The sequence below is a fragment of the Streptomyces sp. NBC_01016 genome (assembly GCF_026341035.1).
Taxonomy (GTDB): domain Bacteria; phylum Actinomycetota; class Actinomycetes; order Streptomycetales; family Streptomycetaceae; genus Streptomyces.
This window is the reverse complement of sequence record NZ_JAPEOQ010000001.1, coordinates 2,316,646-2,330,446: the sequence shown is the minus strand read 5'-3', so window position 1 is coordinate 2,330,446 and position 13,801 is coordinate 2,316,646. Positions and strand designations below refer to the sequence as shown.

Below are 13,801 nucleotides of genomic sequence, written 5' to 3'. Positions count from 1 at the left end.
ACGGCATACGGTCGCGTAACCATGGCGTCGTGATCAGAACTGTGCGCCCCGATGAGTACGCCGCCCTCGGCGAGTTGAGTGCCCGCGCCTACCTGGGCAGTGGCCTCCTCGCGTTCGGCGAGGACGACTGGTACGCCGCCGAACTGCGCGACGTCGAGAAACGCGCCCGGCAGGCCGAGGTGCTCGTCGCCGAGGACCCGGACGGCCGGGTCCTCGGCAGCGTCACCTACGTCTCCTCGCACGACCACCCGTACGCGGAGCTGGCGCGCCCGTCGGAGGCCGAGTTCCGGATGCTGGCCGTCGCCGTCGAGGCGCGCGGGAAGGGCGTCGGCGAGGCGCTCGTACGGGCCGTGATCGACCGGGCCCGCGCCGCCGGCAAGTCGGCGGTGGTGCTGTGCACCCAGCCGCTCGCGACCGCCTCGCACCGCCTCTACGAGCGCCTCGGCTTCACCCGGATCCCGGACCGCGACTGGGCCCCGATCCCGGAAGTGATGCTGCGGGCGTACGAGTTGAGGCTGTCGGCAGGGGCTTCGGCGGGCTGAAGGCACGGGCACCCTGGCGCAACGCCGACACAACATATGGGGCTGAAGCGAAAGCCCAACACAACATGTATGCTCGCTCTCGCTGTCACCACAGGGGAATCCGGTGCGAATCCGGAACTGTCCCGCAACGGTGTACGTAGGCGTACAAAAACGCCCGCGTGAGTCCGATGACCTGTCGACGGTACGCCCGAGCCGACCGGCCCGGGCGTCGACGACGTCCGGGCCTCGCGGAAGGGGCCGGTGGACGAGGGCCCGCCTTCGCGCGCCCGCGCTGCCACCTCCTCCCCGCAGGCCTCGAGCCGAGCGAGGGAGAGCCTCCACGTGACCATCGCGCCCGCCGAACCGGTCTCAGCCACCCCCCAGGACGGCCCGGGTGCCGCACTGCTGCGCACCCTGACCGAGCTGACCGCCGACCTCCCCGACGCCGACCCCGGCCGGATCGCGGCCGCCGCGCTGCGCGGCCGTTCGGCGCGGGCCGATGAGGCCGAGCTGCGCGATCTCGCCACCGAGGCCGCGGCCGGTCTGATCTCCGAGGACCCCGCCTACTCCCGGCTCGCCGCCCGACTGCTCACCCGCTCCATCGCCGCGGAGGCCGCCTCGCAGGGCGTCACGTCCTTCACCGGGTCGGTCGAGGTCGGCCACCGCGAGGGCCTGATCGCGGACCGCACGGCCGAGTTCGTACGGGTGCACGCGGCGCGCCTCGACGCGCTGATCGACGTCGCGGGCGACGACCGCTTCGGCTACTTCGGCCTGCGCACGCTGCACAGCCGCTACCTGCTGCGGCACCCGATCACCCGGCACGTCATCGAGACCCCGCAGCACTTCATGCTGCGCGTGGCCTGCGGACTCGCCGAGGACGACAGCGTCCGCGCGCTGGACGAAGTGGCCGCCCTGTACGGCCTGATGAGCCGCCTCGACTACCTGCCCTCCTCCCCCACGCTCTTCAACTCCGGCACCCGCCACCCCCAGATGTCGAGCTGCTACCTGCTCGACTCCCCGCTCGACGAGCTCGACTCGATCTACGACCGCTACCACCAGGTCGCCCGCCTCTCGAAGCACGCGGGTGGCATCGGCCTCTCGTACTCCCGCATCCGCAGCCGCGGTTCGCTGATCCGCGGCACGAACGGGCACTCCAACGGCATCGTCCCGTTCCTGAAGACGCTGGACGCCTCGGTCGCCGCCGTGAACCAGGGAGGCCGCCGCAAGGGCGCCGCCGCGGTCTACCTGGAGACCTGGCACTCCGACATCGAGGAGTTCCTCGAGCTGCGCGACAACACCGGTGAGGACGCGCGCCGCACCCACAACCTGAACCTCGCGCACTGGATCCCGGACGAGTTCATGCGCCGGGTGAACACGGACCAGCCGTGGTCGCTGTTCTCCCCGGCCGACGTGCCCGAGCTCGTCGACCTGTGGGGCGAGGAGTTCGACGCCGCGTACCGCAAGGCCGAGGCCGAGGGGAAGGCCCAGCGGACCATCCCCGCCCGCGATCTGTACGGCCGCATGATGCGCACCCTCGCGCAGACCGGCAACGGCTGGCTGACCTTCAAGGACGCCGCCAACCGCACCGCCAACCAGACGGCGGAGCCCGGCCACACGGTCCACTCCTCGAATCTCTGCACGGAGATCCTGGAGGTGACGGACGACGGGGAGACGGCCGTCTGCAACCTGGGGTCGGTGAACCTCGGGTCCTTCGTCGTGGACGGTGGCATCGACTGGGAGCGGCTCGACGAGACGGTCCGCACGGCCGTCACCTTCCTCGACCGCGTCGTCGACATCAACTTCTACCCGACCGACCAGGCGGGCCGCTCCAACTCCCGCTGGCGCCCGGTCGGCCTGGGCGCGATGGGCCTCCAGGACGTCTTCTTCAAGCTGCGCCTGCCGTTCGACTCGGCGGAGGCCCGCGCCCTGTCCACCCGCATCTCCGAGCGCATCATGCTCGCGGCGTACGAGGCGTCGGCCGACCTGGCCGAGCGCAACGGTCCCCTTCCCGCCTGGGAGAAGACCCGTACGGCGCGCGGCGTGCTGCACCCCGACCACTACGGCGTGGAGCTGACGTGGCCGGAGCGCTGGGCGGCGCTGCGGGAACGCATCGCGTCGGTCGGCATGCGCAACTCCCTCCTCCTCGCCATCGCGCCCACGGCCACCATCGCCTCGATCGCCGGCGTCTACGAGTGCATCGAGCCGCAGGTCTCCAACCTCTTCAAGCGGGAGACCCTGTCGGGCGAGTTCCTCCAGATCAACTCGTACCTCATCGACGAGCTGAAGGCGCTCGGCGTCTGGGACGCCAAGACCCGCGAGGCGCTGCGCGAGTCCAGCGGCTCGGTGCAGGGCTTCACCTGGGTCCCGGAGGAGATCCGCGCCCTCTACCGCACGGCGTGGGAGATCCCGCAGCGCGGCCTCATCGACATGGCGGCGGCGCGGACCCCGTTCCTCGACCAGGCCCAGTCCCTGAACCTCTTCATGGAGACGCCGACCATCGGCAAGCTCTCCTCGATGTACGCGTACGCCTGGAAGTCGGGCCTGAAGACGACGTACTACCTGCGCTCGCGCCCGGCGACGCGCATCGCGCGGGCGGCGGGCAACAGCACCGTCCCCGCACAGACCGCGACGCCCGACCCCGAGGCCGTCGCCTGCTCCCTTGAAAACCCCGAGTCCTGCGAGGCATGCCAGTGACCACCGCCGCCGACAAGCACACGACGACGACCGGCGAGAAGAACCTGCTCGACCCCGGCTTCGAGCTGACGCTCCGGCCGATGCGCTATCCGGACTTCTACGAGCGCTACCGCGACGCCATCAAGAACACGTGGACGGTGGAGGAGGTCGACCTCCACTCGGACGTCGCCGACCTCGCGAAGCTGTCACCGGGTGAGCAGCACATGATCGCCCGACTGGTCGCATTCTTCGCGACGGGCGACTCGATCGTCGCGAACAACCTGGTCCTCACGCTCTACAAGCACATCAACTCCCCAGAGGCGCGGCTGTACTTGAGCCGTCAGCTCTTCGAGGAGGCCGTGCACGTCCAGTTCTATCTGACGCTGCTCGACACCTATCTGCCCGACCCGGACGACCGGGTCGAGGCGTTCGCGGCGGTGGAGAACATCCCCTCCATCCGCGAGAAGGCCGAGTTCTGTTTCCGTTGGATGGATTCCGTCGAGGGCCTCGACCGTCTGGCGACCAAGTCGGACCGCCGCCGCTTCCTCCTCAACCTGATCTGCTTCGCGGCGTGCATCGAGGGCCTCTTCTTCTACGGCGCCTTCGCCTACGTCTACTGGTTCCGCTCGCGCGGCCTGCTGCACGGCCTCGCCACCGGCACCAACTGGGTCTTCCGCGACGAGACGATGCACATGAGCTTCGCCTTCGACGTGGTGGACACGGTCCGCAAGGAGGAGCCGGAGCTCTTCGACGACGAGTTGCAGCAGCAGGTCACCGACATGCTCAAGGAAGCCGTCGAGGCCGAGCTGCAGTTCAGCCGTGACCTGTGCGGCGAGGGTCTGCCGGGCATGAACACCGACTCGATGCGGCAGTACCTGGAGTGCGTCGCCGACCAGCGCCTGCAGCGCCTCGGCTTCGCGCCGATCTACGGCTCGGAGAACCCGTTCTCGTTCATGGAGCTCCAGGGCGTCCAGGAACTGACCAACTTCTTCGAGCGGCGCCCTTCGGCGTACCAGGTCGCGGTCGAGGGCTCGGTCGGCTTCGACGAGGACTTCTGACGGGTCCACCCGTATGACGGGGCAGGCCCCCTGACGGGTTCGGCTCCAACGGGGCGGTGGGCGGCACTAATTGAGATGCGCCGCGCACCGCCCCTTCGTCAGACTTTCGGGGCATGACAGCACCCCAGGTCGCAGACGAGGTCCTCACCTACTACTCCACCCACTTCGACGAGCACGCACGGCTCGGCGCCTCCGGCGCCGGCGTGCTCGAACTCGTACGTACACAAGAGCTGTTGAGACGCCATCTGCCCGCCGCCCCGGCTTCCGTGCTCGACGTGGGCGGCGGCCCGGGCGTGCACGCGCGCTGGCTGGTCGAGGACGGGTACCGCGTCCATCTCGTCGACCCCGTGGAACGGCACGTACGGGAGGCGGCGGACGCCGGGTGCACGGTCGAGCTGGGCGACGCCCGCGACCTGAGCGCGCCGGACTCTTCGTACGACGTGGTGCTGCTGCTCGGGCCGCTGTACCACCTGACCGAACGGGCCGACAGGGAGCGGGTGTTGGTCGAGGCGCTGCGGGTCGTGCGCCCTGGCGGGCTTGTCGTGGCCGCCGGGATCCAGCGGTACGCGGCGCTGTTCGACCACGCCGCGCACGGGCGGCTGCATCTCGACGGGCGGGAGGAGCGGTCGGGGCGGGTCCTGGCGACCGGAAGGAACGAGGGGCGGGAGTTCACGTTCGCCTATTTCCATCGCGCCGAGGACCTGGCGGCGGAGGTGCGGGACGCCGGGGTCATCGGCACCCGGCTGTACGGGGTGGAGGGGCCCGGTGACGCTCTCCTGAAGGCTGCGGAGACCGCCACGGGCCGCCAAGTACAGAGGGAATCCGACCTGTTCACGTCGGCGCTGGCGGCGGCCCGGATGGCCGAGGAGCATCCTGAGCTGCTCGTCGCGAGCTCGCACCTGCTGGCCTTCGGGCGGCGGCCGGGTCAGGCCGCACGCTCGTAGCGGGAGTGGCGCTCGCCTGCGTTCCGTGCGGCGGCGGCACGGAGTTGACGGTCGATGCGGCGGTCGTGGGCCATGCCGTACAGGGACGGGGCGGCCAGGAGGAGGAAGACGAAGAGGACTGCGAAGTAGTTCATCGCTGTGTTCATGTCCTCTACTCTCCGCCCGGCGGCGACCGCGCGGCAGTGGCAGGACCGTCAGCAACCCTCGAATTACTGCCACGTCTGCGGCACACTGGCAGACATGCTGAAAAACGTGGCCGCCGTGCTGCTGGACGGCGTGCATCCCTTTGAACTCGGCGTCGTGTGCGAGGTGTTCGGCCTCGACCGGAGCGACGCCGGGCTGCCCGTGTACGACTTCGCGGCCGTCTCCACCGAGGGGCCCTCACTCACCACGCACGTGCCCGGCATGACGGTCTCCACCCCGCACGGCCTCGAACGGCTCGCGGAGGCCGACCTCATCACGATCCCCTCGGAGGGGCGGCGGTTCGGCCAGTACCCGCCGGAACTGCTCGACGCGCTGCGACAGGCGGTCGACCGGGGCGCGCGCGTGCTCAGCCTCTGCGCGGGGGTGTTCGTCCTCGGCGAGGCCGGACTGCTCGACGGCCGCCGGTGCGCGGTCCACTGGCGGTACGCGCGCGAGCTCGCCGTCCGCTTCCCGCGCACCCGCGTCGACCCCGACGTGCTGTACGTCGACGAGGGCCCGGTCATCACCTCCGCCGGGACGGCCGCGGGCATCGACGCCTGCCTCCACATCGTCCGCAAGGAGCACGGCTCCGAGGTGGCCAACACGATCGCCCGCCGCATGGTCGTCCCGCCGCACCGCGACGGCGGCCAGGCCCAGTACGTGGAGCGCCCGCTGCCGGCGACGCGCTGCGACACCGTGGGCGGGGTGCTGGCGTGGATGGAGCGGCATCTGGGAGAGCCGGTGACCGTGGAGGAGCTGGCGGCGCGGGCGCACATGTCGCCGCGCACGTTCGCGCGACGCTTCCAGCAGGAGACCGGCACGACGCCGTACCGCTGGCTGCTGCGCCAACGCGTCCTGTTCGCCCAGGAGTTGCTGGAGGGCACGGACGAGACGGTGGACGCGATCGCCGCGCGCGCCGGGTTCGGCAACGCGGCGGCGATGCGCCATCAGTTCATGAAGGCGTTGGGGACGACCCCCAACGCCTTCCGAAGGACCTTCCGGGTGAAGCTCGCCTCCTAGGCTCCGGTCACCGGCGGTCAGCCACGGGCCCACACCCGCAGGTTCCCGTTCTTGGGGCCGATGGTGATGCCCAGCTTCGCCGTCGACTCCGTCTCGGGGACCGTCTCGAATCGCCACCGCGACACCAAGGTGCCCAGGATGAGGCCGAGCCCGACCATACTGAAGTGATCGCCGGGGCACTTGCGGTTGCCTGTGCCGAACGGCTGGTGTGCCACCTTCGCGACGTCCGTGACGCGCTCCGGCAGCCATCGGTCGGGGTCAAAGACGTTCACGTCGTCGAACGAGCGCGGGTCGTGCTGCATCGCGTACGGGCTGTAGACGATGTCCGTCCCGGCCGGAATGCGATACCCACCGAGCGTCGTATCGACCGCCGATATGCGCGTGAATATCCACACGCTGGGGCGAATGCGCATCGACTCGGCAAGGAGATTCCGCATATATGCGAGTTTCCCGAGGTCGCCGAAAGCCACCTGCCTGACGCCACCCGTCACCGATTCAACCTCTTCGTACAACCGGCTTTCATGGTCCGGGTGTTCGGCGAGGAGTCCGAGCGTCCAAGCCAGCGTCTTGGAGACATTCTCGCCGCCGGCCAACAGGAGGGCCAAAACCTGATCGTGGATCTCTTGGTCGGTGACCGCTTCACCGTCGTCGTCGTGCGCGTCGAGCAATGCCGCGAGAAGGTCTCCGGTGTCGATTCCCTCGGCCGCCTGAGCCCTTCGCTCGACGATGATCTCGTCGACCATGCGGTGCAATTCGGCCATCGCGCGCTCGAAACGCCGATTGGCCGGCAGGGGCAGCCGGTACAGCGGTCCGAAGGACAGGATCATCCGCCGGTACATGCCGACGAAGACCGTGCCCATCGTCTCGCCGAGGCGGTCCGAGCGGTCGTCCTCCGCGTCGATGTGCAGCATGGCGCGGGCCGTGATCCGGGCCGACAGGCGGAACATCTCGGCGTTGATGTCGACGGTCTGCCCGTCCTGCCAGCGGTCGGCCGCGGCCTGCGCCTCCTCTGCCATCAACGAGGCGTAGTCGGCGATCCGATCGGCCCGGAACGCGGGCTGGATGGCACGGCGCTGGCGCCGGTGCTTCTGCCCGTTGCTGCTCGCCACGCCCTCGCCGAGGAGCACCTCGAGGGCGTCCCACAACGCGCCGCCGACGATGAAGTCCGGGCTCTTGAGGAGCTTCTCGACCAGGACGGGGTCGCAGGCCGCGAAGACCGTCTTGGGGCCGAGCCGCAGCCGGACCACGTCGCCGCCGTCCCGCAGCCGGGTCAGGAAGGCCAGCGGGTCACGGAGCATCTGCGGGGCGTGGCCGAGCAGCGGCGCACCGCCGGGTGCGAGCGGCGGGAGCGACGCTCCCGCCTGGCCGGGCGCCGGGGCCGGCAGCGTGGATTCCACGGTCATGCGCACTCACCTGCCTGTTCGGGGATCCGGTCGGGGGTCCGGTCCGGGATCCGGTGGGGAGCCTGCCTCGGGATGCGGCCCGCGCCGGACACGCCGTCGGCACCGACCGGCTCGTCGCTGACGTACGGCGGGTTGCTGCGGTCCTCCCAGTCGTCGACCTGATAGCGGCCCGATTCGTGGTGGAACCAGTAGACGGAACTGAACCAGTTCCGCATGTTCTCCAGACATGACCTCATGGCCACGGAGAGGTCTTTTCCTTTTTCTCCGAGCGTCGCGACGCCGTCCGCGATGTTCCCGACCTCGATTTCCGCCTCAAGGAAATCGTCGACGCATACGAGGACTCGGCGCCGCACTTCCGCGGCGGCTTCGGGGACGGAAAGCCCCTCGTGCTCGATGAGGCTTATCCCGAGGTTGTGGAATTCGTTTCCCGCGAGTTCCTTGGGGAGCGAACACAGGTCGTTGTACCAGGCGGAGAAATCCTGGACGGAAAGTGCCGCGCGCATGAACGCCGGCGTTTTCCGTACCCACGCCGGGAGTTCGTACTGCGCCGTCGCCTCGAGCAGGTCTATCCAAATCCAGTGCGCGAAGGTCTGCCGGCGCAACTCTATGTACGCGTCGACGCCGGGCACGGTGCCCGTCGTCCGGTTCCTGAACTCCTCGTCGTACGCGTCGATCACCGGGTGGAAATGGCGGGCGAACCGCACGTTCCAGGTGTGGCTCAGCGAGCCGTAGAACCGCTGGAGACAGTCGGCGAACCCCGCGACCAGCGGATCCGCATGGTCGAGATGGAGCTCGGGCGCCTCGGTCGCCGCGTGTAACTGGGCGACGAGCCGGCCCCAGGCTTCCGCGCGACCGTGGATCACGTCCCGGTCGTGCCGGTCGTCCCAGGCGAAGAACCACGCGCTGTAGTCGCTGATCGTCGCGAGCAGTTCATCGGGGGCGCCGAGGTAGTAGCCGGCGACGAGGTCCGAATAGCACAAGCCGTCGGCATATTTCGCCACCTTGTCGGGCGGCATCAGCTCCATTTCCAGGAGCCAGGACCGGGTCCTTCCTTGGAGCTTCGGCCAATACGGGTGCAGTCGGCGAGGAAACCGACTCTCGATCACCGGAAGCGCCACAGCCGCCGGAACCGACGTATGTGAGAAAGCAGGCACGTAGTAACCCCTCTCTGTGGCCTGCAGCGCGCGCCCCTCCCGCTGTACCGGTCGCGCGCCGTCGTGTTACCCCGCGCTTTCTATTCAGCACCATAACTGACCGCGATGGGAACGGATTTGCTCCCCTCACTACCCCACACTTCCTGATTCTTCACCTGCCATGACCGGATTCGGGCGATACGCGTCCGGGCCGGGTACCCCTGCCCGCACATGCGAACGGCGCCCGGACGGAGGTCACTTCCGCACCGGACGCCGTCTGACGCCTCAACTCCCCCATGAGGGAAAGGTAGTTGCTCAGCTGTTGGGGACCACCGGGTAACGCGGCGTCCCCTCCTCCATCTGCTTCAACGCGTCCTTGCGCTCACGCTTCGAGAGACGGTCGATGTACAGGTACCCGTACAGGTGGTCGGTCTCGTGCTGCAGGCAGCGCGCGAAGTAGCCGGTGCCGCGCACGGTGATCGGGTTGCCCTTCTCGTCCCGGCCGTCGACCACCGCGTAGTCGGGGCGGGCGAGTTCGGCGTACGCGGTCGGCACGGACAGGCAGCCCTCGTTGGAGTCGTCGAGGCGACGCTGGTCGGTCGGCAGCTCGCGCAGGACCGGGTTGCAGACGACGCCGGTGTGCCGCATGCCGTCGTCGTCCGGGCAGTCGTACACGAAGACCTTCAGGTCCACACCGATCTGGTTGGCGGCGAGGCCCACGCCCTCGGCGGTGTGCTGGCTCGCGAACATGTCGTCGACGAGCTTCGCCAGCTCGTCGTCGAACTCGGTGACGTCCTTGCACTCCTTGTGCAGCACCGGGTTCCCGACGACGGTGATCGGCCGCGACGTGCCGCGCTCCCGGTACGCCGCCTCCCGGGCCTCACAGTCCTCGGTGTCGACGACGAAACCCTCGTCGTCCACGGGAAGCACGCCGCCGTGCTGCTGATCGGTGTCCTGCTGAGCCATGACGGACGAACGCCTTCCTAGGGAAACAACGAGAGGGAAACAACGAGGTGGAACCCTTACAGGGTACTTTCAGGGGCAGAGGGGGCGACCAACCAAACCCGCCCCGCACCTAACAGACCTCTTCGAGATCCCGCCAGTCACGCGAGTCCGGCGAATCCGCCACCCACCCGTCGAGCAACCCCCGCACCAGCGAAGCCGGCGCAGCCACACCGCACTCCCGCTCCGGCACCCACAGCTGCCCATCGGTCCGATGCCCAAGGGGCCCGGGATGCCCCGGCTCACTGTGGTCGTGCGGATCGAGATGCGTACCGTCCCCCTCGTCGGACGGCATCCGCGACTCCGAACACGTCCGGCACAGCAGCCGCACGGACGACGACCAGTCCTCCGCGGCGAAGCCCGCGTCGGCGGCCAGCCGCTCCAGCGCGTCCCGGTCGTCCTCGGTGGCGGCCTCGAGCAGCACCACCCAGGTGGGAACCGGCGAGGGCGCCCACAGCTCGATCTCGTCGAAGACCGGGTACGAGTGCCCGGCCGCCGTGGTCCGCTCCCCGTGCGGGACGCCGTCGTGCAGCACGACCTCGCCCCAGCGCCGCCCGGACGACGGCAGCGGGATGGAGAGCAGCTCGATGCGCGCGGGGTCGAGCCTGCGCCCCCACACCACCTCCGCCTCGCCCTCCGGCGACAGCCGCACCGCGGCGCTCCCGAGGTCCATCCCGGTCGGCTCCCCGGCAGCGGCGGCGCCGCCCGGCACCTTCAGCCCGTACGCCTGCCAGGCCCTGCGCGCGAGCGGCCAGTCCTGCAGGGCGGTGGCTGCGATGCCCACGTTCCACCAGTCCGGTGCCCCGCCCTCCTTCTCGAGCAGGGCGACGGCCCGCAGGCCGGTGGTGCGGGCCTGCTCCCAGTCGTGCCGGAACTTGTGCAGCAGCGCGAGGTTGAACCAGGACTCCGACAGCCAGGGCTCCAGGTCGGCGGCCCGCGTGAGCAGCGCTCCCGCGTCCTCGTACCGGCCGTCGCCGATCAGCGTGAACGCGCGATCCGTGGCCTGCCGCCAGGAGGCGGAGGGCCGGTGCCGTCCCTTGCCGAAGATCCTCACGATTCCCGCCTGCCGATGCTCGAGGCCTGGGCCTCCGGTCTCTGAGTTTCTGCGTGTTCTACCTTGCTTTGCATCCAACCACGTACGGTCGGACGACCGCTCATTACCCATGGGTTACCCAACCGACCCTAGGCTCAGACCGGGCGTTCCAACCACCCTGGCCAGCGCCTCCACGACCTCTGGCTGGTAGTCGCGCCCCGTGGCCAGACGCAGGCTTTCCAGGGCCCTGAGCGGCCCCTGAGGTCCCTGTTCCCTGGCCATCTCGTCGTACGCGTTCGCTGTCCGCACAATCCGGGCGATGAGCGGCTGCTCGCGGTACGGGTCCGCCTGCCGCTCGACCACCACCGCCACCTGGGTGTCCACCCCGGTCTGACGGACGACGGCGCCGCCGAGCAGGGCGATCCGCCGCTGCTGGGCGGGCGGCAGCGCGGCGGTGGCGCCCTCGGCCACCGGGTCGACGAGCGAGAGCTGCCCGATGTCGTGCATCAGCGCCGCGTACTCGAGCACCGACAGGTCCGGCTGGGAGAGGCCCAGGTCGCGGCCGACGGCCCGGCTGAGCGCGGCCACCCGGCGGGCGTGCCCGTGCGGGGTGTAGCCGGCGATCTCGGTGGCGCGGGCCAGTGAGGTGATGGTCTGCCGGTACGTGGCCTTGACCACGGCGTACCGCCGGAACGCCAACTGGGTGAGCAGCAGCGGCAGGCTGATCAGGGGCAGCGCCCACAGCCCGGCGACGGCGACGGCGAGCGCCATGACGGCGCCCGTCGCGCACACGGCCGACCCGATCCCGAGCATCGCCCGCAGCTCGTCGCGCAGCAGCGGGCCGAACGGCCAGCGCGTCCTGGCGTGCGCCATGACGGCGGCGAGCACGGCATCGCACAACGCGGTCAGCACCAGCAGTCCGACGATCAACAGCGCGTAGTACGCCCCGTCCCCGAACCACTCCGCCAACACGCCCTGGTTGTACAGCGGTTGGAAGCAGACGGCGGCGAACGCGACGGTGAGCACGCGCCGCGTCACATGGTCGAGCGAGGCACCCTTTCCGCGCGCCACATGCGGTATGCAGCCGACGAGCGTGCCCGCGACGACGATTGCGACGACCTGTAGTGCGCCGTGGTGCGTGGGCCGCCCCGCGACCTCCCCGAGCAGCGCGTACGCGAGCGCCCCCGCGGCCCCGAGCGGCGCGGCCTCCCGGTCCTCTGCGCCACCCCACCGCGCCACCTCCCCCACGGCGACGAGCACCCCGAACGCCAGCGCGTTCCCCCGCTCGACAACGCCGTGCCAAACGGTGTCCCCCACAGCCACGGCGGCAACCACCACAGCAACCCCGAACACCACCACCAGCAAGCCGGACAACCGTCTCCCCGCCGTGCCGCGCAACGGATCCGGGGCCCCCGCGCCACGCTCCGGCTCGGCCCCCGTCACCGGGACGCCGCCGGCGGGACGGCGACGCTTTCCGGGCGGGGCGGTGGCACCACCGCCTCGTCCGCCGTGACCACGGGATGCCACCCGTCCCGCTCAAGGACCCGCACCAGCGCCCCCACCATCACCGGATCGAACTGCGAACCGGCGCACCGCTCCAGCTCCGTCAACGCCACCGGAACGGGCCGCGCCCGCGAATACGTACGCGTGGAAGTCATCGCGTCGAACGCGTCCGCCACCGCCACCACCCGCGCGAACTCCGGAATCTGCGCCCCCGCGAGCCCGTACGGATACCCGCTCCCGTCGAGCCGCTCATGGTGATGCAGAATCGCCGCCCGCGCCTCGCCCAGGAACGCGATCCCCCGCACCATCTCGTGCCCGTACTCGGGATGCAGCTGAATGACCTCGCGCTCCTCGGGTGTCAGCGGCCCGTCCTTGCGCAACAACCGTGTGGGCACGCCGAGTTTCCCCACGTCGTGCAGGATCCCGGCGAACCGCAGCGCCTCCACCCGCTCCCCCGCCATCCCGAGCTCGCGCGCGATCATCATCGACGCCTGCCCGACCCGCTCACTGTGCCCGCGCGTATAGCCGTCCTTGATGTCGACGGCCTGCACGAGCGCCCGGATCGTGGCCTGGTGGGCCGACCACTCCCGCTGGTACTGGGCGAACACCCAGCAGGAGATGTACATCGGCAGGAGCACGAGCAGCGCGGCGAGCGGACCGTACGAACTCGTCCACATCGTCGCCATCACCAGGCCCGCGAGCCCGTGTGCGGCCACCGGCGCGAGCATCCGCAGGAAGAGCCCCCGCCAGGCGCTGCGCACCGGGACCCGCTCCGCGGAGGCGAGCACGCCCCCGTCGAGCACGGTGAGTGTGGCGCAGAACGCGAGGACCGCGGCGCCACCGGGTACGAGCGCGTACGGGAACCGGGGGTCGGCGACCGCTTCGGGCCCGCCGAGCGCGCCGAAGACCCGGGCCGCGGCCCAGGAGGCGAGGGCGAGTTGGGCCGCGCGCCACACCTTGCGCAGCCACGCGGGCCGCCGCTCGACAGTGGTGAGCAGGGCGCCGGGCAGGGCGACGAGCGCGGCGGCGGCCGGCGGCAGCAGAAACGCCCCGGCGAGCAGGACGGGAAAGAAGGTGCCCATCCCCTTGGGGGCGCGCCGCCCGACGAGCCGGCAGCGGCCGAGCTGCTCACATCCTGCGTAGAGGAACGCGAGCAGCGCGACGCCGGGCCACGACGTGGTGGCGGAGAACGCGGGGGCGGCGCAGACCACGGCGACGCCGGCGGTCAGGAGCACATACGCACGGGCCACAGGCGGAACCGACCGCATGCCCCAACTCCCTCCCCAAGGCGTCCAGTTCAGGGAGGATAGGACGCGCGGGAAGGCGCT

At 70.3% G+C, this 13,801-nt stretch carries 12 protein-coding genes and 1 riboswitch; of the genes, 5 read left to right on the top strand and 7 right to left on the bottom strand.

Annotation, left to right across the window (positions count from 1 at the left end):
- Positions 1-29: 29 nt before the first annotated feature.
- The 4 genes from OG746_RS10975 (at position 30) to OG746_RS10960 (ending at position 5,196) form a co-directional block, all read left to right on the top strand.
- Positions 30-542, top strand: coding sequence for a GNAT family N-acetyltransferase (locus tag OG746_RS10975; protein ID WP_266713926.1), 513 nt, complete (start codon positions 30-32; stop codon positions 540-542).
- A 63-nt stretch (positions 543-605) separates the two neighbouring features.
- A riboswitch (cobalamin riboswitch) is annotated at positions 606-736 on the top strand.
- 127 nt (positions 737-863) lie between these two features.
- Positions 864-3,215: a ribonucleoside-diphosphate reductase subunit alpha gene (locus OG746_RS10970; protein WP_266713924.1), complete on the top strand. Its 2,352-nt coding sequence runs from the start codon at positions 864-866 to the stop codon at positions 3,213-3,215.
- Positions 3,206-4,252, top strand: coding sequence for a ribonucleotide-diphosphate reductase subunit beta (locus OG746_RS10965; protein WP_266713922.1), 1,047 nt, complete (start codon positions 3,206-3,208; stop codon positions 4,250-4,252). The genes OG746_RS10970 and OG746_RS10965 overlap by 10 nt, the downstream gene beginning before the upstream one ends.
- 113 nt (positions 4,253-4,365) lie before the next feature.
- Positions 4,366-5,196 carry a class I SAM-dependent methyltransferase gene (locus OG746_RS10960; protein ID WP_266713921.1) on the top strand — a complete coding sequence of 277 codons (831 nt, stop codon included), beginning with the start codon at positions 4,366-4,368 and terminating at the stop codon, positions 5,194-5,196.
- On the opposite strand, the gene OG746_RS10955 is transcribed toward OG746_RS10960, so the two are convergent.
- Positions 5,178-5,342 (bottom strand): hypothetical protein, encoded by a 165-nt coding sequence (locus OG746_RS10955; protein WP_266713919.1) that lies wholly within the window; start codon positions 5,340-5,342, stop codon positions 5,178-5,180. The two genes, OG746_RS10960 and OG746_RS10955, sit on opposite strands and share 19 nt — an antisense overlap.
- 94 nt (positions 5,343-5,436) lie before the next feature.
- Between OG746_RS10955 and OG746_RS10950 the strand changes: the two genes are divergently transcribed.
- Entirely contained in the window at positions 5,437-6,399 is a 963-nt protein-coding gene (locus OG746_RS10950) for a helix-turn-helix domain-containing protein (protein WP_266713917.1), read from the top strand.
- A gap of 17 nt (positions 6,400-6,416) precedes the next feature.
- Here OG746_RS10950 and OG746_RS10945 read toward each other — a convergent pair whose 3' ends face one another.
- From OG746_RS10945 to OG746_RS10920, 6 genes are all read right to left on the bottom strand, one after another.
- Positions 6,417-7,802, bottom strand: coding sequence for a cytochrome P450 (locus tag OG746_RS10945; RefSeq protein ID WP_266713915.1), 1,386 nt, complete (start codon positions 7,800-7,802; stop codon positions 6,417-6,419).
- Positions 7,799-8,956 carry a terpene synthase family protein gene (locus tag OG746_RS10940; protein ID WP_524540395.1) on the bottom strand — a complete coding sequence of 386 codons (1,158 nt, stop codon included), beginning with the start codon at positions 8,954-8,956 and terminating at the stop codon, positions 7,799-7,801. The genes OG746_RS10945 and OG746_RS10940 overlap by 4 nt, the downstream gene beginning before the upstream one ends.
- A gap of 294 nt (positions 8,957-9,250) precedes the next feature.
- The gene (gene def / locus OG746_RS10935; protein WP_266713913.1) at positions 9,251-9,901 is read right to left on the bottom strand and encodes a peptide deformylase; all 651 of its coding nucleotides are present in this window, start codon (positions 9,899-9,901) and stop codon (positions 9,251-9,253) included.
- Positions 9,902-10,010: 109 nt separating this feature from the next.
- Complete coding sequence (locus OG746_RS10930; protein WP_266713911.1) at positions 10,011-10,991, bottom strand: tetratricopeptide repeat protein; 981 nt, start codon at positions 10,989-10,991, stop codon at positions 10,011-10,013.
- A 114-nt stretch (positions 10,992-11,105) separates the two neighbouring features.
- A complete protein-coding gene (locus tag OG746_RS10925) occupies positions 11,106-12,287 on the bottom strand; it encodes an HD-GYP domain-containing protein (protein WP_524540394.1) in 1,182 nt (393 codons plus the stop codon).
- A gap of 122 nt (positions 12,288-12,409) precedes the next feature.
- On the bottom strand, positions 12,410-13,741 hold the full coding sequence (locus tag OG746_RS10920) for an HD-GYP domain-containing protein (RefSeq protein WP_266713909.1): 1,332 nt from the start codon (positions 13,739-13,741) through the stop codon (positions 12,410-12,412).
- Between the last annotated feature and the right edge of the window lie 60 nt (positions 13,742-13,801).